This window comes from Pseudomonas sp. ML2-2023-3 (assembly GCF_037055275.1).
Taxonomy (GTDB): Bacteria; Pseudomonadota; Gammaproteobacteria; order Pseudomonadales; family Pseudomonadaceae; genus Aquipseudomonas.
Map to the genome: position 1 here is coordinate 4441087 of NZ_CP146343.1, position 24136 is coordinate 4465222.

The following is a 24136-nucleotide window of genomic DNA, read 5'->3' on the forward strand; positions in this document are numbered from 1 at the left end:
ATCTTGTGACTTTAATAACGGTGCAAGGGGCGTATTCTATGTTCATCCCTCAACGCAACATTGAAACAGGGCACGGTACTTCGTATTGCGTCACGCTCCCCCGATGACGTAATAACTTCTCCCGCCAAACCGGCAATTGAAGTCAGTGATTCGTGATTGTTTTAAGGCCTCGATAATGAAACGTTTGATTGTTCTTGCTCTCCTTGCTTTTTCAACACTGGCGGCGGCTGAAGACGTTAAAGTTGCGCCACAACAACCGGCTGTTGAACATTACACTTACGCCACCGACCTTGATATTGCCACTGTCATCAGCGTGACCCCCATCGCGGATGTCTGCGAAGTTGTACCGGCGCAAATGACTTACGAAGACCATCAGGGTCAGCGTCATATTCTCGAGTACCGTGTGATGGGTAATGGTTGCAGCAACGGCTAATACCCGCTCCCGAGGTAACGATCTACCAGGCCTCCGTTTAACGGGGGCTTTTTTATGGGTGCCATTGGGCGGTACTCTCGACTCAAACCATTGGCAAGGAGCCATCCCCCCATGCAGACCTCACCCACACTGCAGACCCAGCGACTCATACTGCAGCCACTGCAACTGAGTGACGCTCCCGCGGTCCAGAAACACTTTGCCCAGTGGGAGGTCGTGCGCTACTTGAATGCACTCGTGCCCTGGCCCTATCCAGCCCATGGAGCAATGGACTATTTGCGCGATGTCGCGCTACCGGCCATTGCACGCGGCGAAGAGTGGCACTGGACGATTCGCCTGTTGTCGCAGCCTGACGAATTGATTGGCTGTATCAGTTTGATGGATGCCGTCGACAACAATCGTGGATTCTGGCTGGCACCGCAGTGGCAAGGCCAGGGCCTGATGAGCGAAGCGTGCGGGACAGTCGACCGCTTTTGGTTCGAGACCTTGGGGCGCGAACGTATGCGGGTGCCAAAAGCCGCCCCCAATGTGGCGTCGCGACGAATTTCCGAACGGGGCGGAATGCATTGGGTCAGCAGCGAAGAAAAGGATTTTGTCAGCGGCAGGTTTACCTGCGACCTATGGGAAATGACCCGGGAACACTGGTTGTCGCGGCACAAGCGCAACAATTAAAGCGGGAGTAAAAACACCCGGTCCTGTCAAAGGTTACGATCAGGGCCGGGTTAAAACGCTCAGCGGGCGATTCGTCTCAGGTGAAGAGAATCAGTCTTTCTTCTCGGAAATCACCTTGCCGGTCGAATCGAAGATAATTTCATATTCCAGGCCATCGACCTTCTTGATCCCTTCTGCTTTCCAGATACCGGCGGCAGGATCCTGAGCTTCGATTTTCTTGATGACGGTGTAGCCGTTCTTGTTCTTGAGCACTTCTACCAGTTCTTTGGAGAATGCCCAGTTGGGGTCAACAGGCTGAGCCATCGCTGCACCGGCACTCAACAAAGCAGCAGTAGTGATCACAGCAGCAAAGGTTTTCTTCAACATTGTCTTAACTCCATTAATTGATGTTGCGTCTGGTACTCAATGTGACTGGAACAACCGTAGCAGAGAAAATCCCGGCCATAGGGCTAATTGACATGCTTTTGACCTGGCTCATGTTCTCGTTACCTCCAGTGCGGGGTTAGAATGCGCAAAACCTGGAAAATTCAATGAGTGAAGCACGCCCCACAGAAGCCGAAAACGATGCCATCACTGAAGCTGCGGCTCAGTGGTGCATGCGTTTGCACGAGCCCGATTGCACAAACCAGGAACGTGAAGCTTTTGCTGCGTGGCTAAATGCCGATCCCCGGCACGCCGTTGAATATGAAGCGATGCTGGACATCTGGGATGTCAGTGAGCACCTGACGCGCTCCGCGCCTGCCGAGGCCCGGGTGGTTGCATTGCCCAGCGCGCCACGTCGAAGCGCCTGGCAGCGTGTTGCCGTGGCCGCGGCCATCACTCTGCTCGCCGCCCCGGTAGCGGCTTATAGCGGCTGGCAGCTGGGCTGGATTCCCAATGCCCATGAACGCTTTGCGGCCGATACCAGCGCGAAGACGGTGACACTGCCCGATGGCAGTCAAGTCGAGCTCAATCTGGGTACACACCTGACGTTCAGCAACTTCAAGGATGAACGCCGGGTGACCCTGAGCAAGGGCGAAGCGTTTTTCAAGGTCAGCCATGATGCCTCGCACCCGTTCCTGGTCCGGGCCGCAGAGGGACAGGTTCGGGTCACAGGCACCGAGTTCAATGTGTGGATGTACGAGGATCAGGTACGGGTCACGCTGCTGGAGGGCTCCGTGCTGGTGACCAGCAACAAGAGTCTGAGTGGCGACGGCTTGCGCCTGGAGCCGGGGATGCAGGCGCGCTACAAGGCGGGAGACTACGCAGCGCAAATCAGCCAGACCCCAGCCGGCACGCCGGATCTGGCGTGGCGTAACGGCAAGCTGGTACTCGACAACCTGTCACTGGCCGATGCCTTGCCCCTGATCAACCGCTACCTGGATCGCCCTCTGTCCGTGGCCGACAGCGCCACGGGCAAGCTGCGTATCGGCGGGGTGTTCAATACTCGCGAAATCGATCACCTGGTCACGTCCCTGCCCAAGGTCTTGCCGGTGTACCTGAGTATCAATGCGCAAGGCTCGCCGGTGCTGAACGCCCGGCCCTGAAAACTCAGCGTGCCTGTGAAAGACCGCACAGATTAAAAAAATTTAATAATCAGTCCAAACCCCCGTCCACACTGGACGCGTACGCGTTTGAGATGAATTCACGACAAAATTTCTACATTCCAATGTTCATGATTTCAGCCGCTCATTCGTCTAGTTAACCAAGAGCGCTTTTTTATTTTTTCCTGATCAGGCTCTGAAAAGGAGTTTTTTGCATGCACAACCAGCACATACCAACGGATGGTAGCCACCAGCATCGCGACGCAGCTTTCCAGCCCGACTCGGGGTTGTTGCAAACGCTGACTCCCTTGCAGGGCAACGAACGGATTCGCCACTTACTCAAGTGCTTCGGGCTGCGTACCAGCCTGGTGCGCCTCAAGGTCATTGACGCACTGCTCACGGCTGCCGGCAATGATCGCAGGCTGGGGGTGCGGGGCATGCACAGCCATTTGCAGGCACTGGATATTCCACTGTCATTTCTGAGTGTGCGCGAGGTACTCAAGCGCTTGTGCAGCGAAGGGGTGGTGGTGCTCAACAGCGACAAGAGCTACAGCCTGCATCCGCAGGCTGAAGCCGTTTTGACAGGGAAGATCGAAGCTTAAATCTTGGTCTTGCGGCGCATCACGCCATTGATCACGACCACGATCACGGCCACGCCGATAGCGACGTACTGGAACATTTTTTCAGTGATCATGCCGGCGTTTTGCATGTACGAAAGACCAAACATGATTCCCAGAACCACCAGTGAAATCAAAATCGAGTATTTCAAGCGCTGCGAAGGGGTCATAACCTGTTCCTGAAAGTAAGTCTGAAAGCGAAAACCGGGACCTGACAAATATGTTCGGTTTTCGATAATAAATTGAAACATTCGAGGTCTCATCTTACAGCCAGAACAGTTTTTTAGCTGCTATGGCTCTAACCATGAGGATCCACACATGTTACGTCGAGTCACCAGGCTGGTTCCGTTGTTGCTCATCCTGGCCATGAGCGGATGCGTGATTTTTCCAGGCCATGGATGGCATGACGGTCACCGTCATCATGATGGCGGTCCAGGCTATTACAACCGTTACTGAAACGCCCCCTGCCCTTGTGGGAGCGGGCTTGCCCGCTTTCACACAGGGTGGGGAGTCACATTTCACAGCGGTCAGAAGTCCCGCTTGTAGAAGATATCCAGCGAGCTCGCAAAGCCGCTCGCCACTTCGACATACACCCGCTTGCTCAACTTGTAACGCAGGGCAATGGTGCTGGCAGGTTCAAACACACCCACTCCGTAACGCACGCTCAGGCGCTCGTTGATCTTGCCACTGGCCACCACTGACGTGTTGTTGCCACTGCCTTCGGTGTCGAGTTCAAACTCCTTGATCCCCAAATGATTCGCCAAACTGGTGGTGATCCCCGAGCTGCCCAACAACCCCAGGCCCAGGGCCGCTTGAGCCAGCAGGTTTTCATCTTCGCCGGTGCCTGTCAGCGGACGCCCCAGAATCAGGTACGACAACGCCTGCTCCTGGCTCATGGCCGGTTCCGAGAATATTTGCGTGGTTGGCTGTTCGGCGCTGCCCGTCAGACGGATACCCGCGATCACGTCGTCAGTCTGGCGAATCGCTTCGATATCCAGATACGGCTGATCGATCGGCCCTGCAAACAACAGACGCGCCCGGCGAATGGTCAGCTTCTGGCCATAGGCGCGGTAGCGACCATTGTTCAGGCGCAACTCGCCGCGGGTATCCAGGTTGTTGCCGATATGGACCTGCCCCGCCAGATCGGCGCTCAGACCAAAGCCCGAGAACGTCAGCAGTTCCTGGCCCACTACCACGGTGATATCCATGTCGACCTGCATCGGCGACGCCTCATCAGCGGCCTGCTGGCCCACGATGACAGTGTCATCCGAAACCTTCACCGTCGAAGGCGGCAATTCGCGAACTACGATTTCACCTTTGGGAACATTGACCCGACCCGCGATCAACAACGTGTTGTCGGGACTGAGGGTGATTTTCAGATCCGGAGCGACTTCCAGCTTGGCGTAGGGCTCGACCGTTACCGGCAGGCTGTTGCCCTTGACCAGGACGTTGACCGCCATGGTCTGGCCCCACGCCACATTACCGCTGACGCTGCCCTGTCCTTTCTCGCCGCTGGTCCAGCCGCCATTGAGCAGAGCTGTCTCGCCATTGATAGCCACCGAAAGCTGCACATTTTCGAAGTTGGTCGGCAACTGCGGTCCAGAGATTTCACCCTCACTGAGGGCCACATTACCGATGACATGGGGCGCCAGCAAAGCCCCCGAAATGGTGCCCGTACCGTTCAACTGACCGGTGAGCTTTTCTACCATCGGCGCAAACGGACGGATCATCGAGATGTCCAGCCCGGTCAGGCGGAACTCCCCGCTGATCGGTTTGCTTTTAGGCAGCGGATTGATTCGCGCCGACAGCATCAGTTGCCCCAGCTTGCCACCGTCGAAATCCAGGCGGGAATCGACACGGTTGGGGGTCAGGTTGCTGGTCAGCTTGAACGCCTGGTACGGGAAGTCGACCCACTGCCCCTTGTCCTTGAAGAGCAGCGTGCCACCGCTGGCATCGACCACGATCTGACCTTTGGGCCCGCTGGCAGGCAGGTCCAGGATCAAATCGGCATTGAGGTCGCCCTGCCATTGAAAGTCCTTGGGCAGCCACTCGGCCAGGCTGTCGAGGGGGAACTGCTTGAGGTGCAGGCGCAGTTTTGGATCAGGCATCAAACGCTGTTCTTCGCTGCACAAACTGGCCGGGCCTGAAATCCAGCACTGCGAGCCCAGATTGACTCGGCCATCGGCCAGACGCTCCAGCCTTGCCGGATTTTGCAGCACCCAGGCCTGCCCACCGGCCTTGACGTCACCGCTGGCCAATCGACCGCGCCAATTGTCCTTGTCCAGGCCGCCATCCAGTGCCAGGGCCAGTTGCAGCATCGGCCCTTGCACACCCAGCTTGAGCTGCTGGCGCTTGATATCGCCACTGGCGTTGGCGGTCAGCACACCGAGCTGAGTGTCCCCGACCTGAATCCCGCTGCCCTTGAGGTCAAGGCGGCCACGCTGATTTCGATCGAGGTTGGCATCCAGGGTCAGGTTTTGCAGCTGATTATCGGCGAAAGCCAACTGCTGGCCATTAAGCTTCACCGTGCCTTGGGGCGCTTTCAGGGTGCCTCCAGCATCGACACGACCCTTGAGCTGGCCACGCAGTTGCGGCCAGAGCTGCCCCAGACGCGGCAGGTTGAGATCCAGTTGGGCCTTGAGTTGCTGCTGCAACGTGGCGGTGCCATTGATCCGGTTGTCACCCAGGCGAATATCCAGCGCACTGAGCGTCCAGGCTTCTCCCGCACCGTTGGCCTTGGCCTGCAACACTGCTGGCAAGCCGCGTAAACGGCCTTTGAGATCAAGGTTGGCATCCAGCTCAAGACGCTCATTTTTGAACGAGCCTTTGCTGCGCAGCGGGCCTGCCAGCGTACCCGGCAATTCGGCCACCCAATACGCAGGGTTGATGGCACTCAAGTCCAGTGCCGTGTCCCAGGCCACACCCTCGGCGAACTGCACATTGACGTGCCCCTCGGCCTTGCCCTGCCCGGCGACCAGTTTCAGCTGTGGCAAAAATATCTTGCCCAGATCGCCGCTGAACGGGCTGCCGAGGCTGAACTTGCCTGCTGGGCCATCGAGATCGGCCTGGAAGTTGCCCAGATATTTGCCATCGCGATAGGACACTTCGCCGACAAACTTGCGCAAATCCACATCGGGCTTGTCGATCACCGGGTACAGGTTGTGCCACGGGAATTCCAGCCAGTCGATTTTCGCCTCGGCACTCAAGCCCTCCTGCCAGTCCACTTGCCCTGACAGCTTCAAGCGCTGCAGCGGACTGGCGGTCAAGTCCAGCGCTGCGATTTGCGCGCCCTTGGCATCTACCCGACCTTTGAGCAGCAGATTCACCGGCTCTTTTTCAGCGGGCAATGTGGCGCTGCCATTGAGTTCATAACCGTCTTTAAGATCGCCCTTGGCTGTCAGCAACAGCTGGTTGAGCACCAGAGTAGCCGGCAGGTCGGGACTGGCCTTGAACGGCTCGGCGGTGATTTTCAACTGCGCCGGCAGATTGTCCGCCAACGGCTGGATCTCCCCCGTCAGGTGTGCAGTGAGATACCCGCTGGTGTCGGCCGCAAGGTTGAGGGTGGTGCGCAGATTGCCTTCAACCTTGAGCACCACCTCCAGCGTCTTGTCGTCCGGTGCAGGCAGGCTGATAGTGCCTTGCAGGGTCAACGGCCAATCGCCATAGGGTTGTAGCAACCCGGACAATTCAACGTTCAGGTCTTCACGCTCGACCTGTACCGACTCGATTTCCAGGCCCTTGGCTGTCCATTGCGCCGACATCTGCATGCCTTTGAGCTGTTCGATGCCGTTGAACAGCACATTGCCGACTTTGACCACCCCCACCTCAATCGCCAGGGGCAGTTTCAGTTCCGGCAGACTGACCGGACCGCTGCTGCTGTCTTCACTGGGCGGGAATTGCAGGCTGATAGTCTCGGCCTGCAACTGATCGATACACAGGGTCATACGGGCCAGGCAACCCGGCGACCAGGCAAATATGGGCCTGCTGACCTCTACCCGACTGGTGCCTTGCTCCCACAGCAGGTGATCGGCACCCCACTGACCGCCCAGGCGCCCGGCAAAATTTTCAACCTGCAAGCCTGGCACCTGACCCAGCACCCAGCGGCTGCCCGCCTGCGTACCGAGAATCACGCCCACGCTCACCACCACCAGCAGAACCAGCGCCAACAGCACCAGACCCGCTATTTTCAAACCACGAATCACAGTTCTGGCCCCATCGAGAAGTGCAAACGAACACCGCCATCGTCATCCAGCGCATGGGCCAGATCCAGACGAATCGGGCCTACCGGCGAGATCCAGCGAATACCCACGCCGACCCCGGTTTTCAGACTCGGGAAGTCCAGCGTATTGAACGCATTGCCCTGATCGACAAAGGTCGCCCAACGCCATTTTTCGGCGAACTGATACTGATATTCGAGACTGCCGGCCAGCATGTAGCGCCCGCCGATACGATCACCTTCTGCGTTTCTCGGTGACAGGCTCTGGTAGTCATAGCCACGCACGCTTTGATCACCACCTGCGAAAAAGCGCAGGGACGGCGGAATCGACTTGTAGCCGTTGGTGGCGCTGCCGCCAAACTGAATTCGCCCCAAAAAGCGGTGCTTGTCCCACAACGTGGTCAATGCCTTGAATTTCACATCGCCGTGAAACAGGTTGGTGTCAGACAACAGCCCCTCCTTGGCCACTTGCATCTCCGTGACCACGCTGTAGCCGTGGCTGGGATCGATACGGTTGTCACTGCGCAATACCGAATAGCTGACACCCGGCATCAACAGGGTGCTAAGACCCGAGTCGTCGCCCAGACGGTATTCTTCGTGCTGCCATTTGAGCGACACGATTCGCGTCCAGCCATTGTCCAGTTTGCTGTGCCACTCGGGGCCGACCGTGAGCAGTTTGCTCAGGGTATCGGTGTTGGCGATTTCTTCGTTTTGATAGCCCGCGGCAAGACGCAGCTTGTCGGTCAGCGGCGGATCCAGCGGAATGTCATACCAGGCGCCGACGTTTTGCTTGGGCTGGGAAATTTCGGATTCAAAGCCATAACTGTCGCCCCGGGGATTGCCCCAATGACGCATCCAGCTGGCTTTGCCACGGGCTCCGGTGTCGGTCGAATAGCCAAGGCCCAGGGTCATGGTGCGCGGCTTGCGGGTTTCCAGATCAACATCAATCGGAATCACTTGCCCCACTGCGGTACTGGGCGCGGCATCGACGCGCACGACTTCAAAATACCCACTGCTTTGCAGATTCTGATTGAGTTCGGCGACCAGTTCAGAGTCGTAAGGGGTGTCCGGCTTGAAAGGCACCATGCGGTCAAGCAGGGTTTGGTCAAAAGGTGCATCGCCCGCAAAAGTGACTTTGCCAAGCAAAAAACGCGGCCCGCTTTCGTAGACCAGATTGATATCCGCAAACCCGCCCTTGGGGTCGACCAGAAGTTCGTGCTGAGTAAATTTGCCGTTGAAAAAACCGTAACGCAGGGCACGGTTTTGAATCATTCGCTTGGCGTCTTCGTAATTGCCCTGATTGAGCACCGCACCCGGTTTCAGATCATCACTGGCCGGAATTTGAAAGGCTTTAAGAGCGGCTGCCGGGCCTTCGACGCGCACGTTGACGTTGCGCAGATGCACCGGCTCGCCGGGATCAATGCTCAACACCAGACGCGGCGGATCGCCGGGTTTGACCTCGGCTTCTATAGAGGGATGGTAGTAGCCCAAGGCCTGGGAAGCTTTGAGGGCCTGCTCCTGAGCGCCACGTTGAAAGCGCAATAACGCTTTCTCGTCACGATCACCGAGACTGCCTATGTAGCCTTCCACGTTGGCCTTTAGGGCATCGTTTGCCGGTTTGACTCTGACCACCAACTCGCTTTGGGCAGACACCGCAAAGCTGCTGAGCAGCAGGACAACACCACTGGTAAATCTTCCTGAGAACTTCATAGGCGCGGATGCTATCACGGGCTGGGGGGCTCATAGAGCGCGCCAACGGGCAAAAATTTCGTCTTCAGGCCGTTGCTGTATGCGACACCTGCGGATTGGCATGGAAGAACACATGTTCTACAACGGGCCCAATGGCAACTTCACCGATTTCCACATAGCCCTGGCGTTTGTAGAACTCCAGGTAATGCGGGTTGCCGGTGTCGAGTACCACGCCTTCGGAATGCTCATCCTCGGCGCACCAGTTATGCACCGCTTCAAGCAACTGTTCACCGTAGTGCTTACCCTGGAACTCGGGGTGAATCCCCACCAACGGCAGCATATGCACCGCATCCCCCGGAACGCAGGCCTGCACCGCCTCGTGATAGGCCAGATAGCGCCTCGTACAGTTCAAGCCGGTACTGAGCACCATACGCAACTGCCACGCCCAGCTTTCAGTGATACCCAGGCGCCGTTGCGGTGGGGCAATCAGGGCAATGCCCAACAGACGGTCGTCCACCAGCAACCCCAGCGCTGGCAAATCCTGCAGAAAATGCTGTTTGACCAACTCCCGTACCGTAGCCCGAACCCGCTGCTCGTAACCACTGCGCTCGGCGTTGAACAGAAAGCGAAACGTCGGCTCATGGCGATAAGCCTGATACAGCAAGGAACGCGCTTCTCTTGAATAACCACTGTCGAGCAACTGAATCTGACTGGTGGCGTTCGACGTTTGCGTCATGCGATCAACCTCCCCGGCGCGGCCTCAATAGCGGCGCTTCCAATGGGTACGAACCCCCGAGGGCCACAACAGTTCAATCATGGCCAAGTGCATCCTACGTTAGCAGTGCATTTGCCCTACTGCACGCTGGCAGCTAGCATCGCAGTTTTGCTCAGGACTGCCCGCCCATGAAAATCGTTTCATTCAACATCAATGGCCTGCGCGCTCGGCCGCATCAGCTGGCAGCGCTGATCGAGAAACATCAGCCTGACGTGATCGGCCTGCAAGAAACCAAAGTCCATGACGACCAGTTCCCCCTCGCCGACATCGAAGCGCTAGGCTACCACGTTCACTACCATGGCCAAAAAGGCCATTACGGCGTGGCCCTGCTCTCGCGTCAGGCGCCCCTGGAACTGCACAAAGGCTTTGCCAGCGATGAAGAAGACGCACAGCGGCGTTTTATCTGGGGCACTTTCGCTGACGAAAACGGCCAACCCGTCACCATCATGAATGGTTACTTCCCACAGGGCGAAAGCCGCGATCACCCTACCAAGTTCCCGGCCAAACAGCGTTTCTACAGCGACCTGCAGCAGTTGCTCGAAAGCCGGTTCAGCAACGAACAACCGTTGGTGGTGATGGGCGACATCAATATTTCGCCACAAGACTGTGATATCGGCATTGGCCCGGACAACGCCAAGCGCTGGCTGAAAACCGGCAAGTGCAGCTTTTTGCCGGAAGAGCGCGAATGGCTGGAGCGCCTCAAGGGTTGGGGATTGGTAGACAGCTTCCGCTACCTGCATCCGGATGTGGCCGACCGTTTCAGCTGGTTTGACTACCGCAGCCGCGGCTTTGAAGACGAGCCCAAGCGTGGCCTGCGCATTGACGTGATCCTTGCCTCCCAGGGGCTGGTGCCACGAATCAAGGCAGCAGGCGTCGACTACGACCTGCGCGGCATGGAAAAACCGTCAGACCATGCGCCGATCTGGCTGGAATTGAGCTGACCCACAATCCCGGAACTTTGCGTCATCGGTTTGAAACGTTCCTGACTTAAATTGCAGACATTTCTATGGCTCCAGGAAGGTGCCCCTCAATGCTGCGCTTTATGTCGTTGACCCTGTTATGCACGATGGCCACCCTGGCCATCGCTGCAGACTTGCGGATCCAGGGCTCCAACACTATCGGTGCCAACCTCGGGCCATCACTGGTGGCAGCCATGCTGGCCGAGCAAGGTCTGCACGACATCCACAGCGTCCCGGTCATGCCTCCCAACGAGCACAGCATTGTCGGCACCAACGCCCAGGGTCAGCAGATTCGTGTGGATGTCGCGGCTCACGGTTCTGGCACCGGCTTCACTGCCCTTGCAGCCGGCCAAGCGGATCTGGTGGCCTCATCTCGGCCCATCAAGGACCGTGAACTGGTCGACCTCGAACGCCTCGGGGACTTGAAAAGCCCGGACGCCGAGCAAGTCATCGCCATCGACGGCCTGGCGATTATTCTTCACCCGCGCAACCCGCTGAATCAGCTCAATACCGAACAACTGGCACAGGTTTTCAGCGGCCAGATCAACCGCTGGGAACAAGTGGGCGGTGTCGGCGGCACGATCCACCTGTATGCCCGGGATGAACAGTCCGGCACCTGGGACACGTTTAAAGAGTTGGTACTGAACCGCAACAGGCTCGCCCTGAGCCGCACCGCGCAGCGCTTCGAATCCAGCGAGCAGCTATCGGATGCCGTGAGCCACGACCCCCAGGCCATCGGTTTCATCGGCCTGCCTTATATCCGCCAAGCCAAAGCCGTCGCCATCGTCGACGGTGCATCCCAGCCCATGTTGCCGCTCTCCAGCCTGATCGCCAGCGAGGACTACCCCTTGTCGCGACGACTGTTCTTTTACTTGCCGCCCTCCTCCAGCAACCCTTGGGCCAGGGCGCTGGTGACGTTCACCCAAAGCCCGCAGGGTCAGGCCATCGTCGCGCAGAACGGCTTCGTCGCCCAAAGCGTGCAGGCCGCACGTGTTCTGCCCGGTGCCCATATGCCCGCGCAGTACCAGACGCTGACCAGGCAGGCCCAGCGCCTGACGGTCAACTTTCGCTTTGAAGAAGGCAGTGCATCACTGGACAACAAGGCGCACCAGGACTTGCTGCGAGTCATCGACTACTTGAAGACCCACGAGAAGATGATCAATCAGGTGACGCTGGTGGGTTTTGGCGATGCCAAGGACGATCCCGAGCGGGCACAACTGCTGTCAAAGTTGCGGGCAATGGCCGTGCGCCGCGAGCTGGTTAAAAGCGGCGTGATACTGCGCGAAATTCGTGGTTACGGTCAGCAAATGCCCGTGGCGGCCAACACCGAAGATGAAGGCCGCATCAAGAATCGTCGGGTTGAGGTGTGGGTATATTGACCAGACTCCCTCCGGCAGAAACCTGATTACCACTTGTCCAGCTCAAATTTGCCCACCGCCGCACGGTGTACCTCATCCGGGCCATCGGCCAGGCGTAACGTGCGCTGCATGGCGTACATGTAGGCCAGGGGGAAATCTCCCGACACCCCGGCCCCGCCATGAATCTGAATCGCCCGGTCGATGACGTTCAAGGCAACATTCGGGGCGATAACCTTGATCTGGGCGATTTCGCTTTTCGCCACCTTGTTGCCCACGGTGTCCATCATGTACGCGGCCTTGAGCGTCAACAGCCGCGCCATATCGATTTCCATGCGAGAGTCGGCGATTTTGTCGATATTGGCCCCCAGACGTGCCAGCGGTTTGCCAAACGCCGTGCGCTTCAGGGCGCGCTTGCACATCAGCTCCAATGCCCGCTCGGCCATGCCGATGGAGCGCATGCAGTGATGAATACGTCCGGGGCCGAGACGACCCTGAGCAATTTCAAAACCCCGGCCCTCACCCAGCAAGACGTTTTCGCAGGGCACTCGCACGTTTTCAAACAACACTTCAGCGTGCCCGTGGGGTGCATCGTCGTAACCGAACACCGGCAGTGGCCGCACGATGTTCACTCCGGGTGTGTCAACGGGCACCAGGATCATCGAGTGCTGCTGATGACGCGGGTTCTCAGGATTGCTCAAGCCCATGAAGATCATGATTTTGCAGCGCGGGTCACAGGCGCCCGAAGTCCACCATTTGCGGCCATTGATCACCCACTCGTCACCCTCGCGCACAGCGCGGGCTGCCATGTTGGTTGCATCCGATGACGCCACGTCCGGCTCGGTCATGGCGAACGCCGAGCGAATTTCGCCACGTAGCAACGGGTCCAGCCACTGTTTTTTTTGTGCATCACTGGCATAGCGCACCAGCACTTCCATGTTGCCGGTATCAGGCGCCGAGCAATTGAACGGTTCGGAACCCAGCATCGAGCGGCCCATGATTTCAGCCAAGGGGGCGTATTCCAGGTTGGTCAAACCGGCGCCCCGCTCGGACTCGGGCAGAAACAGATTCCACAGGCCTTCGGCACGGGCCTTGAGTTTCAACTCTTCCATAATCGCGGTCGGCTGCCAGCGGTCGCCTGCAGCCACCTGCTGCTCGAAAATCGCCTCCGCCGGGTAGACATGGGCGTCCATAAACGCTGTCACACGCTCGCGCAGTGCCTGAACTTTCGGGGAATAAGCGAAATCCATAGGTGGCTACCTTCTACCGGGAATGTCGAAAAGTGATGCCCGATGCTAGAGCAGCCACCCTTTATTTGCGCCACCTATTAGCAGCGTGTATTACCATTCATAAGCAATATATGATTCGCCCGTGTCACCGCCCCTGACAATAAGAGCCAAGCGCCATGAATCTGAACAAGGTTGATCTCAATCTGTTTGTCGTCTTCGACGCCATCTACACCGAAGCCAACCTGACCCGCGCCGGGCAAATCATCGGTATCACTCAGCCTGCCGTGTCCAACGCGCTGGCGCGATTGCGCGAGAGTTTCAACGACCCGCTGTTCGTACGCACGGCCCAAGGCATGGTGCCAACGCCGATGGCGCAGAACATCATCAGCCCGGTGCGCAGTGCCTTGGCGCTTTTGCGCGTGTCAGTGCAAGAAAGCCGCACCTTCAACCCCCTGCAAGCCAACAAGACCTACCGCATCAGCATGACGGACCTGACCGAGGCGGTCATTTTGCCGCCACTGTTTCAGCGTCTGCGGCGTCAGGCACCCTCGGTGGTGATCGAGAGTTTTCTGTCCCATCGACGAGAGACCACTAGCGATCTTGCTGCCGGACGTCTGGATTTTGCGGTGGATGCACCGCTCAATACCGATCCCCAGGTGCGCCACGTCAAGTTGATGGAAGACCGGTACGTGTGCGCCATGCGTCAAGGCCATCCGTTAGCCAGTCAGACCACCCTGTCCCTGGATGACTATCTGGCCATGTCCCATATTCATATCTCGACCCGTCGCAATGGCCTGGGTGAGGTGGACCTGGCGCTGGGCAAAATGGGCCTGCAACGCAAAGTCACCTTGCGCTCCCAGCATTACCTGATGGCTTCCAATGTGCTGCAACAGACCGACATGGTGATGACCGTGCCCGAACGCTTTGCCCGCCGCCATGCCTTGCACTTTGTGCCCTTGCCACTCAATGAACTCCCCAACGTGGAAACCCATTTGTACTGGCACGAAAGCACCGAACAAGACCCGGCAAATCGCTGGATGCGCGAGCAACTGATCGAACTGTGCCAGCAGCAGGCAACCCTGGAAAAGAAATCCTGCGCTGCCAGCTTGCTTGACGTAAACGTCAACCAGCCATTAGTTTAAGAATACGAATTTTCCAGAGCCCGCCCATGAGCAGCCAGACGTACAGTATTTCCGACCTTGCCCGCGAGCTCGACATCACCACCCGTGCCATTCGTTTTTATGAAGAACAAGGGCTGCTCGCCCCTGAGCGACGCGGCCAGGAGCGGGTGTACAGCGCTCGGGACAAAGTCAGCCTGAAATTGATCCTGCGCGGCAAGCGCATTGGTTTTTCCCTGGCCGAATGCCGCGAGCTGATTGAGCTTTACGACCCCACCAGCGGCAACCAAAAGCAACTCAACAGCATGCTGGCCAAGATTGCCGAACGCCGCGAGCAGCTTGAACAACAGTTACTGGATATCCAGCAGATGCAACTGGAACTCGATACCGCTGAAGAGCGGTGTCTCCAGGCGCTGGAACAGACGCTGCAAAGCCAGATACCCCATTAGACGCTGATACCTTCAGTGGAAGCGGGCGACGCGGTACATCATGCGGACTGCAGCGATGCCATCGCGAACAGGCCCGCTCCCACTGAAGGGTAACTACTCGCAGAAGGTGACCCCCATGACACTTCCAACCCATGTGCGCCTGATCGAAGTTGGCCCGCGCGACGGTTTGCAAAATGAAGCCCTGCCCATCAGCGTCGCTGACAAGGTGCAACTGGTTGACGCCCTGACTGATGCCGGGTTGGGCTATATCGAAGTCGGCAGTTTTGTGTCGCCCAAGTGGGTGCCGCAAATGGCCGGATCGGCCGAAGTCTTTGCGCAAATCCGCCGCAAGGCGGGCGTGGTCTACGGAGCACTGGCGCCCAACATGCGCGGGTTTGAAGATGCCGTGGCGGCAGGCGTAAAAGAAGTGGCGGTATTTGCAGCCGCTTCCGAGGCGTTCTCGCAGCGCAACATCAATTGCTCGATCAGCGAAAGCCTGGCGCGCTTTATCCCCATTATCGAGGCCGCCCGACAGCACGGCATCAGCGTTCGCGGCTATGTATCCTGCGTGCTCGGGTGCCCCTATGAAGGTCAGGTCAGCGCGCAACAGGTGGCACAGGTGGCCAACGAGTTGTACGCCATGGGCTGCTATGAGGTGTCGCTGGGCGACACCATCGGCACCGGAACACCAACGGCCACGCGCACCCTGTTTGAAGCTGTAACGGCTTACGTACCACGGGAAAAACTCGCCGGGCATTTTCACGACACCTACGGTCAGGCGCTGGTGAATATCTACGCCAGCCTGCAAGAAGGCATTGCCGTGTTCGACAGTTCCATCGCCGGGCTCGGCGGTTGTCCTTACGCCAAGGGCGCCAGCGGTAACGTGGCCACGGAAGATGTGCTGTACATGCTCAATGGCATGGGCATCGAAACCGGAGTCGACATGGACAAGCTGCTCCTGGCAGGCGAGCACATCTGCAACGTGCTGGGACGTGTTACCGGGTCACGGGTAGCAAAGGCCCGCCAGGGCTAAAAAGTGTTCCATGGTGTTACCTCACCTCCCCACAAACGAGTAACACGGAAACAAACCGGCCATCCCACTGGCCGATTTTTTATTGCCAAGAAATACAAGCCTTTGATTTATAAGGATTTTTAAAAGTTGGCACGGCTCCTGCTATCTCTATGGCATAACAAGAATAAAAACCGCAGCAACATAATAAAAACAATACGAAACGACTCTGACATAACAAAAACAACACGGCAGAGACGCAGCTAACAGATTTTTTTGGAGAAGGTTTACTTTTCCGAGGCGCCTAAAAACCACCTCGCAACCGGGCAGAGAATAATAAAACTACCTTCAGGTAGCACCCGCACAGGTTGGATCACAGGTTTGATAGCCCGTGATGAAAGTGGATCAGCGCTCAAAAAAATACGTTTGCTCTTGATCCCGGATGGGGATCGCAAAAAAACGCAGTAAAGGGTGAGTTCCAAAAACAACAATAAACCGCCCTTCAATAATAAAAAAAGAGCATGCACGACATATTAAAGGGGAGCCCAGGCTCCCCTTTGTGTTGTCCGGGATTCGAGATTTTGCCTGTTTCTGTGGCGCGGGCTTGCTCGCGATGCACGCCCGCTCCCACTGGGTTTCAGTTTTGGGACACGCATTCCAGAATGCTGATCTCGCGCATTTTGAACTTCTGGATCTTGCCGGTCACGGTCATCGGGAATGCATCAACAAATTTGAAGTAACGCGGCGTTTTAAAGTGGGCAATACGGGACTTGCACCAGGTTTGCAGCTCAAGCTCATTGGCCGTGTGGCCAGGGTGAAACTTGATCCAGGCCACGATTTCCTCGCCATACCTGGCGTCCGGAATACCCACCACCTGCACATCCGCCACTGCCGGATGGGTAAAAAAGAACTCCTCCAGCTCCCGCGGGTAAATGTTCTCGCCACCACGAATGATCATGTCCTTGTTGCGCCCCACAATGCGCACGTACCCCTGCTCATCCATCTGCGCCAGATCACCGGTGTGCATCCAGCCCTCGCTGTCGATGGCATCACGGGTCGCCTGCGGGTTGTTCCAGTAACCCAGCATCACGCTGTAACCACGAGTACACAATTCGCCAATCTCACCGCGTTCAACGGTGTTTCCCTCGGCGTCGATCAGCTTGCTCTCCAGTTGCGGCTGGGTACGCCCCACAGTGGTAACACGTAATTCAAGCTCGTCTGCCGGACCTGTCTGAATCGAGACCGGGCTGGTTTCAGTCATGCCATAGGCAATTTGTACTTCTCCCATATGCATTTCACTGATGACGCGACGCATCACCTCGATCGGGCACGTGGCGCCCGCCATGATCCCCGTGCGCAGGCTCGACAGATCGAACCCGGCACGTTGCGGATGATCCAACATCGCGATAAACATGGTCGGTACGCCGTACAGCGCAGTGGCCCGCTCATCTGTCACCGCTTGCAGAGTCAGGCCCGGGTCAAAGGCTTCACCGGGATAGATCATTGTCGTCCCGTGAGTCACACACCCCAGGTTGCCCATGACCATGCCAAAGCAGTGGTACAGCGGTACCGGGATTACCAGCCGGTCATTGGCCGTCAAACCCAGGCTTTCGCCAACCATATAGCCGTTGTTGAGAATATTGTGATGACTAAGGGTCGCGCCCTTGGGAAACCCTGTCGTACCTGAGGTGTACTGGATGTTGACCGGCTGATCGAAGTGCAGGCTGTCTTGGCGGGCATGGAGTTGATCAGCCGTAACCTCACCCCCCAATTCGGCAAGTCGCGACCACGGCAAAAACCCTGCAGGCGGCTCAGGCGCGAGGCTGATGACCCCGCGCAGATCGGCAAAGCGCGCACATTCCAGTGAGCCGACCGATTGCCCGGCCAGCTCCGGGATCAGTTCCTGGAGCATTGCGTGATAATTGGATGTCTTGAACGCACCCGCGCACACCAGCCACTGACACGCCGATTGCTTGAGTACGTACTCCAGCTCCGAGAGCCGATACGCAGGGTTGATATTGACCAGAATCACGCCGATCTTGGCGCTGGCAAACTGGCTGATAAACCATTCGGCGCCATTGGGAGCCCACACGCCCAGCCGGTCCCCCACCTTCAAACCCAAAGCCAGTAACGCCCTGGCATGCAGATCAACTGCCCGGGCCAATTGCGCCCAGTTGTAGCGCTGCTGTTGATGGCGCAGCACCACCAGCGCTTCTCCCTCGGGATAAAGCGCAGCTGTCTGATCGAAGGCCTGACCTATGGTCATTGCCAGCAGTGACTTGTCCAGCGCACCCTGGCTGTAACTGGGGACGGATTGCTGCTTCATGACAACTCCTCTTGTGATTGTTCTGGGAGCATGAGCAAGGCGCACGTGCGCGCCCGCTCATTTGAAGAATTGCAATTACTCTGGCCTAAGTTGACGTTAACGTAAAGGTCATTGACAGCGTTAAGCCCCAAGTTTACGTTAACGTCAAGGCTATCAATGGCGACGCAGTAAACGCCTCCATAAGAACAACGATCAAGGTGCCACATGAGCTACCCGACTTTGAACTTCGCCCTGGGCGAAACCATCGACATGCTGCGCGATCAGGTGCAGAACTTCGTCGCCGCCGAACTGGCGCCACGGGCGGCGCAAATCGACAAGGACAACCTGTTCCCGGTAGACATGTGGCGCAAGTTCGGTGACATGGGCTTGCTCGGCATCACAGTCCCTGAAGAGTACGGCGGCACCGGCCTGAGCTATCTGGCCCACGTGGTGGCGATGGAAGAAATCAGCCGCGGTTCGGCCTCGGTCGCCCTCTCCTACGGCGCCCACTCCAATCTGTGCGTCAATCAAATCAACCGCAACGGCACCCACGAACAAAAACTCAAGTACCTGCCCAAACTGATCAGCGGCGAGCACGTCGGTGCACTGGCCATGAGCGAACCGAACGCCGGTTCCGACGTGGTATCGATGAAACTGCGCGCCGACAAGCGCGGCGACCACTTTGTGCTGAACGGTAGCAAAACCTGGATCACCAATGGTCCGGATGCCAGTACCTACGTGATCTATGCCAAGACCGATCTGGAAAAAGGCGCACACGGCATCAGTGCATTTATCGTCGAGCGTGACTGGAAAGGCTTCAGCCGAAGCAGCCATTTCGACAAGCTCGGCATGCGCGGTTCCAACACCAGCGAACTTTTTTTCGACGACGTTGAAGTGCCGGAAGAAAACCTGCTGGGTACGCTCAATGCCGGGGTCAAGGTATTGATGAGCGGTCTGGACTACGAGCGCGTGGTGCTCTCGGGCGGCCCCACCGGGATCATGCAGGCATGCATGGATCTGATCGTGCCGTACATCCACGACCGTAAACAGTTCGGCCAGAGCATCGGCGAGTTTCAACTGATCCAGGGCAAGGTTGCCGACATGTACACCCAGCTCAATGCCAGCCGCGCCTACCTGTATGCCGTCGCAGCCGCATGCGAACGGGGCGAAACCACGCGCAAGGACGCCGCCGGGGTGATTCTGTACAGCGCCGAACGCGCCACACAAATGGCCCTCGATGCGATCCAGATTCTGGGCGGTAACGGTTACATCAACGAATTCCCGGCCGGCCGCCTGCTGCGTGACGCCAAGCTATATGAGATCGGCGCCGGCACCAGCGAAATCCGCCGCATGCTGATCGGGCGTGAACTCTTCAACGAAACTCGCTAAGGAGCGTAGGCATGTCCATCTTGCATACGACGATCAACCCGCGCTCGGCCGAGTTCAGCCTCAACCGTGATGCCATGCTCAAACAGGTTGATGCCCTGCATGCCCTGCTTGAGCAGGTGCAACAGGGTGGCGGGGCCAAGGCCCAGGAGCGTCACACTTCACGGGGCAAGTTGCTGCCTCGCGAGCGCATTGATCGCCTGCTGGACAGCGGTTCGCCCTTCCTTGAGCTGAGTCAGTTGGCGGCATACAACGTGTACGGCGAAGACGTTCCAGCTGCCGGAATAATCGCCGGCATTGGCCGGGTCGAAGGCGTGGAATGCATGATTGTGGCCAACGATGCCACCGTCAAAGGCGGCTCGTACTACCCGCTGACGGTCAAAAAACACCTGCGGGCGCAAACCATCGCCGAACAGAACCGCTTGCCGTGCATCTACCTGGTGGATTCCGGTGGCGCCAACCTGCCACGCCAGGATGAAGTGTTCCCTGATCGCGAGCACTTTGGGCGCATCTTCTTCAATCAGGCGAACATGAGTGCCGCGGGCATTCCGCAAATTGCCGTGGTCATGGGGTCATGCACCGCTGGCGGCGCCTATGTGCCCGCCATGGCCGACGAAGCCATCATGGTTCGCCAGCAGGCCACGATTTTTCTGGCTGGCCCGCCACTGGTCAAGGCTGCCACGGGTGAAGTCGTCAGCGCCGAGGACTTGGGCGGCGCCGATGTGCACTGCAAGATTTCAGGGGTGGCCGACCACTACGCCGACAGTGACGAACACGCGCTGGCACTGGCCCGGCGCAGCGTTGCCAATCTTAACTGGCGCAAGCTGGGCCAGTTGCAACTGCGTACGCCGCTGGCACCGTTGTATGGCCGCGAAGAGCTGTACGGCATCGTCCCGGCTGATGCCAAGCAGCCTTTTGATGTGCGTGAAGTCATTGCCCGGCTGGTGGACGGCTCAGTGTTCGATGAGTTCAAGGCCTTGTTCGGCACCACGCTGGTGTGCGGCTTTGCCCATTTACACGGCTACCCGGTAGCGATTCTGGCCAATAACGGGATTCTGTTTGCAGAGGCCGCACAAAAAGGCGCGCACTTTATCGAGTTGGCGTGCCAGCGCGGTATTCCCCTGGTCTTTCTGCAAAACATCACGGGGTTTATGGTCGGTCAAAAGTACGAAGCCGGTGGCATTGCCAAGCACGGGGCCAAATTGGTGACGGCCGTGGCGTGCGCCAAAGTACCGAAGTTCACCGTCATCATCGGCGGCAGCTTTGGTGCCGGTAACTACGGGATGTGCGGCCGCGCCTACGATCCCCGCTTTCTGTGGATGTGGCCAAACGCCCGAATTGGCGTGATGGGTGCCGAACAGGCGGCCGGGGTGCTGGTGCAGGTCAAGCGTGAACAGGCTGAACGCAATGGCGTGGCGTTCTCGGCACGGGAAGAAACCGAGATCAAACAGCCGATCCTCGATCAGTACGAACACCAGGGCCACCCCTACTACTCCAGCGCGCGCTTGTGGGATGACGGCGTGATCGACCCGGCGCAAACCCGCGACGTATTGGCCCTGGGCCTGTCGGCGGCACTCAATGCCCCGATCGACGCCACGCGCTTTGGCGTGTTCCGGATGTAACTCCCACAGCCATTAAGGACTGACGGACATGATTGATTTCAACACCCTCGAACTGCACACCGATCCCCGGGGTTTCGCCACCCTGTGGTTGAGCCGCGAGCAGAAGAACAACGCTTTCAACGCCGAGATGATCCGCGAGCTGATTCTTGCTCTGGACGCTGTGCAGTCTGATCCTGCCCTGCGCTTTTTGGTGCTGCGCGGGCGCGGGAAACATTTCAGCGCCGGTGCCGATCTGGCCTGGATGCAGCAATCGGCCGAACTCGACTACCACACCAATCTCGACGACGCCCGCCATCTGGCTGAATTGATGTACAACCTGGCCAAGCTGAAAATGCCAACCCTGGCCGTTGTGCAAGGTGCAGCCTACGGCGGTGCGCTGGGCCTGATCAGTGCCTGCGACATGGCCATCGGCGCGGATGACGCGCAGTTCTGCCTGTCTGAAGTGCGCATCGGCCTGGCACCTGCCGTGATCAGTCCCTTCGTGGTGCAAGCCATCGGTGAGCGTGCGGCGCGGCGCTACGCCCTGACCGCTGAGCGCTTCAGCGGCCAACGTGCCCGCGAGCTGGGCTTGCTGTCAGAATGCTACCCCATCGCCGAGCTTGAGCAGCAAATCGACCACTGGACCGAAAACCTGCTGCTCAACAGTCCGCACGCGATGCGTTCGTGCAAAGACCTGCTGCGGGAAGTCAGTCATGGTGCACCGACTCTGGCCATTCGCCGCTATTGCGAAAACGCCATTGCAAGGATTCGTGTCAGCCCTGAAGGTCAGGAAGGCTTGCGTGCCTTTCTGCAAAAACGCGCTCCCAGCTGGCAAGCCGATCCATCGACCCAGGAGTCGCGCCCATGACTGCCGGTCTAACCTCTGTGCTGGTCGCCAACCGTGGCGAAATTGCCTGTCGGGTCATGCGTACCGCCAAAGCCCTGGGTCTCACAACCGTCGCCGTTCACAGCTCGACCGACCGCGATGCACGGCATTGCCGTGAAGCTGATATCTGTGTGGACCTGGGAGGCAGCAAGGCCGCCGACAGCTACCTGAAAATCGATAAGATCATCGCAGCAGCGAAGGCCAGCGGTGCTCAGGCCATTCATCCCGGCTACGGTTTTCTGTCGGAGAACGCAGGCTTTGCCCGCGCCATCGAAGCCGCAGGGCTGATTTTTCTCGGACCGCCCGCCAGCGCCATTGATGCAATGGGCAGCAAGTCCGCGGCCAAGGCCTTGATGGAAGTGGCGGGTGTACCTTTGGTGCCGGGCTATCACGGCGAAGACCAGGACCTGGAGACCTTTCGCCTGGCCGCCGAGCGCATCGGTTATCCGGTGCTGCTCAAAGCCACGGCGGGCGGTGGTGGCAAAGGCATGAAAGTCGTCGAAGAGGTCAGTCAGCTGGCTGAGGCACTGGCTTCGGCCCAGCGTGAAGCCCTGTCATCGTTTGGCGATGGGCGGATGCTGGTTGAAAAGTACGTGCTCAAACCACGTCATGTGGAAATCCAGATTTTTGCCGACCAACACGGTAACTGCCTGTACCTCAATGAACGTGACTGCTCGATCCAGCGTCGCCACCAGAAGGTCGTGGAGGAAGCGCCAGCACCCGGCCTGAGCGTTGAACAACGTCAGGCCATGGGCGAGTCTGCCGTGCGGGCGGCTCAGGTCATCGGTTATGTAGGTGCAGGGACCGTAGAGTTTTTACTGGATGCGCGAGGCGAGTTCTTCTTTATGGAGATGAACACGCGCTTGCAGGTTGAGCACCCGGTCACAGAAGCCATCACCGGGCTGGATCTTGTCGCCTGGCAAATCCGCGTGGCACGGGGTGAAGCCTTGCCCATGACCCAGGCACAAGTGCCATTACACGGCCACGCCATCGAAGTGCGCCTGTACGCTGAAGACCCGGGCAATGATTTTCTCCCGCAAACCGGACGCCTTGAGGTGTATCGCGAGTCCGCTGCAGGTCCGGGCAGGCGCGTGGACAGTGGCGTCAGTGAGGGTGACGAGATCTCACCGTTTTACGATCCGATGCTGGGCAAGCTGATTGCCTGGGGAGAAGACCGGGAGCAGGCTCGCTTGCGTTTGCTGGCGATGCTCGATGAATTTGCCATCGGCGGCCTGAAAACCAACCTGAGCTTTTTGCGCCGTATCATTGGTCATCCCGCCTTCGCAGCAGCCGAACTCGATACCGGGTTTATCCCGCGCTACGAGGCACAATTGCTGCCTGCCGTGGAGCCCCTGCCTGCAACATTCTGGTCTGCGGCCGCCGAAGCATTCGATCAAAGTCAGGCCCCACGCGTGCGCGACGACGATCCGGCGTCACCCTGGTCGGCAAACAACGGTTTTCGTAGCGGTCTGCCTACCCGAACCTTGCTGGCATTGGCCTGCAATGGCGAGCAACAGGTCATCCACCTGAGTGGCAGTTCAGCCATTTGGCGCAATGAACAGCTCGTCATCGAACAGGACGGGGTACGGCGCCAGCACTTGGCCATTCGCCGGGCGGATGCGCTGTACTTGCGCTGGGACGGTGAGCTGCACTGCGTGCGCCTGCACGATCCGATCAGTGCCGTGGACGCCAGTCATACCGCCCAGGGCGGCCTGACAGCGCCCATGAATGGCAGCGTTGTGCGGGTGCTGGTTGAAGTCGGACAAACTGTTGAAGAAGGCGCTCAATTGGTGGTTCTTGAAGCCATGAAGATGGAACACAGCCTGCGGGCGCCCCATGGGGGCGTAGTGAAAGCCTTGTTCTTCCAGGAAGGCGAGATGGTCAGTGAAGGCTCTGCACTGGTCGAACTGGAATGAAAAAAGGCGGATACCGCAATCG

General features: G+C 58.2%; 21 protein-coding genes and 1 pseudogene. 15 read left to right on the plus strand and 7 right to left on the minus strand.

What is annotated here, in order from left to right; all coding sequences use genetic code 11:
* The first annotated feature begins 175 nt into the window (after positions 1-175).
* Both V6P94_RS20465 and V6P94_RS20470 read left to right on the plus strand, forming a co-directional pair.
* Positions 176-433 (plus strand): DUF2790 domain-containing protein, encoded by a 258-nt coding sequence (locus V6P94_RS20465; protein ID WP_133077911.1) that lies wholly within the window; start codon positions 176-178, stop codon positions 431-433.
* 111 nt (positions 434-544) lie between these two features.
* The gene (locus V6P94_RS20470; protein WP_219262097.1) at positions 545-1102 is read left to right on the plus strand and encodes a GNAT family N-acetyltransferase; all 558 of its coding nucleotides are present in this window, start codon (positions 545-547) and stop codon (positions 1100-1102) included.
* A gap of 90 nt (positions 1103-1192) precedes the next feature.
* Here V6P94_RS20470 and V6P94_RS20475 read toward each other — a convergent pair whose 3' ends face one another.
* Positions 1193-1468: a PepSY domain-containing protein gene (locus V6P94_RS20475; protein ID WP_016782369.1), complete on the minus strand. Its 276-nt coding sequence runs from the start codon at positions 1466-1468 to the stop codon at positions 1193-1195.
* Between the two features lie 164 nt (positions 1469-1632).
* On the opposite strand from V6P94_RS20475, the gene V6P94_RS20480 reads away from it, so the two are divergent.
* Both V6P94_RS20480 and V6P94_RS20485 read left to right on the plus strand, forming a co-directional pair.
* Entirely contained in the window at positions 1633-2628 is a 996-nt protein-coding gene (locus V6P94_RS20480) for a FecR family protein (RefSeq protein WP_338648553.1), read from the plus strand.
* Positions 2629-2840: 212 nt separating this feature from the next.
* The gene (locus V6P94_RS20485; protein ID WP_326397578.1) at positions 2841-3227 is read left to right on the plus strand and encodes a fe2+ zn2+ uptake regulation protein; all 387 of its coding nucleotides are present in this window, start codon (positions 2841-2843) and stop codon (positions 3225-3227) included.
* On the opposite strand, the gene V6P94_RS20490 is transcribed toward V6P94_RS20485, so the two are convergent.
* Entirely contained in the window at positions 3224-3412 is a 189-nt protein-coding gene (locus V6P94_RS20490; protein ID WP_019828355.1) for a hypothetical protein, read from the minus strand. The genes V6P94_RS20485 and V6P94_RS20490 overlap by 4 nt on opposite strands.
* A gap of 148 nt (positions 3413-3560) precedes the next feature.
* On the opposite strand from V6P94_RS20490, the gene V6P94_RS20495 reads away from it, so the two are divergent.
* Together V6P94_RS20495 and V6P94_RS25115 are read left to right on the plus strand one after the other, a co-directional pair.
* Positions 3561-3698 (plus strand): hypothetical protein, encoded by a 138-nt coding sequence (locus tag V6P94_RS20495; RefSeq protein WP_219262096.1) that lies wholly within the window; start codon positions 3561-3563, stop codon positions 3696-3698.
* Positions 3699-3788 (plus strand): annotated as a pseudogene (locus V6P94_RS25115) (SEC-C metal-binding domain-containing protein); the annotation flags it as partial.
* On the opposite strand, the gene V6P94_RS20500 reads toward V6P94_RS25115, so the two are convergent.
* The 3 genes from V6P94_RS20500 to V6P94_RS20510 all read right to left on the minus strand — a co-directional run bounded on the left by V6P94_RS20500 (position 3770) and on the right by V6P94_RS20510 (position 9883).
* Entirely contained in the window at positions 3770-7444 is a 3675-nt protein-coding gene (locus V6P94_RS20500) for a translocation/assembly module TamB domain-containing protein (protein ID WP_338648558.1), read from the minus strand. The pseudogene V6P94_RS25115 and the gene V6P94_RS20500 sit on opposite strands and share 19 nt — an antisense overlap.
* Complete coding sequence (locus V6P94_RS20505; RefSeq protein ID WP_133077916.1) at positions 7441-9168, minus strand: autotransporter assembly complex family protein; 1728 nt, start codon at positions 9166-9168, stop codon at positions 7441-7443. The genes V6P94_RS20500 and V6P94_RS20505 overlap by 4 nt, the downstream gene beginning before the upstream one ends.
* Before the next feature lie 64 nt (positions 9169-9232).
* Positions 9233-9883 carry a GNAT family N-acetyltransferase gene (locus V6P94_RS20510; protein ID WP_133077917.1) on the minus strand — a complete coding sequence of 217 codons (651 nt, stop codon included), beginning with the start codon at positions 9881-9883 and terminating at the stop codon, positions 9233-9235.
* 167 nt (positions 9884-10050) lie between these two features.
* Between V6P94_RS20510 and xthA the strand changes: the two genes are divergently transcribed.
* Together xthA and V6P94_RS20520 are read left to right on the plus strand one after the other, a co-directional pair.
* Positions 10051-10863 (plus strand): exodeoxyribonuclease III, encoded by an 813-nt coding sequence (xthA, locus tag V6P94_RS20515; protein WP_219262094.1) that lies wholly within the window; start codon positions 10051-10053, stop codon positions 10861-10863.
* Between the two features lie 89 nt (positions 10864-10952).
* On the plus strand, positions 10953-12260 hold the full coding sequence (locus V6P94_RS20520; protein WP_405046711.1) for a substrate-binding domain-containing protein: 1308 nt from the start codon (positions 10953-10955) through the stop codon (positions 12258-12260).
* Between the two features lie 26 nt (positions 12261-12286).
* Here V6P94_RS20520 and V6P94_RS20525 read toward each other — a convergent pair whose 3' ends face one another.
* Entirely contained in the window at positions 12287-13486 is a 1200-nt protein-coding gene (locus V6P94_RS20525; protein WP_133077920.1) for an acyl-CoA dehydrogenase, read from the minus strand.
* 155 nt (positions 13487-13641) lie between these two features.
* Here V6P94_RS20525 and V6P94_RS20530 point away from each other — a divergent pair, with 155 nt between their 5' ends.
* The 3 genes from V6P94_RS20530 to V6P94_RS20540 all read left to right on the plus strand — a co-directional run bounded on the left by V6P94_RS20530 (position 13642) and on the right by V6P94_RS20540 (position 16044).
* Positions 13642-14607 carry a LysR family transcriptional regulator gene (locus tag V6P94_RS20530; RefSeq protein ID WP_133077921.1) on the plus strand — a complete coding sequence of 322 codons (966 nt, stop codon included), beginning with the start codon at positions 13642-13644 and terminating at the stop codon, positions 14605-14607.
* Positions 14608-14633: 26 nt separating this feature from the next.
* Positions 14634-15032, plus strand: coding sequence for a MerR family DNA-binding transcriptional regulator (locus V6P94_RS20535; RefSeq protein WP_133077922.1), 399 nt, complete (start codon positions 14634-14636; stop codon positions 15030-15032).
* Between the two features lie 115 nt (positions 15033-15147).
* Positions 15148-16044, plus strand: coding sequence for a hydroxymethylglutaryl-CoA lyase (locus V6P94_RS20540; protein ID WP_219262092.1), 897 nt, complete (start codon positions 15148-15150; stop codon positions 16042-16044).
* A gap of 613 nt (positions 16045-16657) precedes the next feature.
* On the opposite strand, the gene V6P94_RS20545 is transcribed toward V6P94_RS20540, so the two are convergent.
* Positions 16658-18346, minus strand: a complete 1689-nt coding sequence (locus tag V6P94_RS20545) for an AMP-binding protein (protein WP_338648563.1) — start codon at positions 18344-18346, stop codon at positions 16658-16660.
* A gap of 204 nt (positions 18347-18550) precedes the next feature.
* On the opposite strand from V6P94_RS20545, the gene V6P94_RS20550 reads away from it, so the two are divergent.
* The 4 genes from V6P94_RS20550 to V6P94_RS20565 are packed head-to-tail and all read left to right on the plus strand — an operon-like array spanning position 18551 to position 24114.
* Complete coding sequence (locus tag V6P94_RS20550) at positions 18551-19714, plus strand: isovaleryl-CoA dehydrogenase (RefSeq protein WP_133077925.1); 1164 nt, start codon at positions 18551-18553, stop codon at positions 19712-19714.
* A gap of 11 nt (positions 19715-19725) precedes the next feature.
* The gene (locus tag V6P94_RS20555) at positions 19726-21333 is read left to right on the plus strand and encodes a carboxyl transferase domain-containing protein (RefSeq protein WP_338648565.1); all 1608 of its coding nucleotides are present in this window, start codon (positions 19726-19728) and stop codon (positions 21331-21333) included.
* A gap of 28 nt (positions 21334-21361) precedes the next feature.
* On the plus strand, positions 21362-22180 hold the full coding sequence (locus V6P94_RS20560) for a gamma-carboxygeranoyl-CoA hydratase (protein ID WP_133077927.1): 819 nt from the start codon (positions 21362-21364) through the stop codon (positions 22178-22180).
* Positions 22177-24114 carry an acetyl/propionyl/methylcrotonyl-CoA carboxylase subunit alpha gene (locus V6P94_RS20565; RefSeq protein WP_338648569.1) on the plus strand — a complete coding sequence of 646 codons (1938 nt, stop codon included), beginning with the start codon at positions 22177-22179 and terminating at the stop codon, positions 24112-24114. The genes V6P94_RS20560 and V6P94_RS20565 overlap by 4 nt, the downstream gene beginning before the upstream one ends.
* Positions 24115-24136 lie beyond the last annotated feature (22 nt).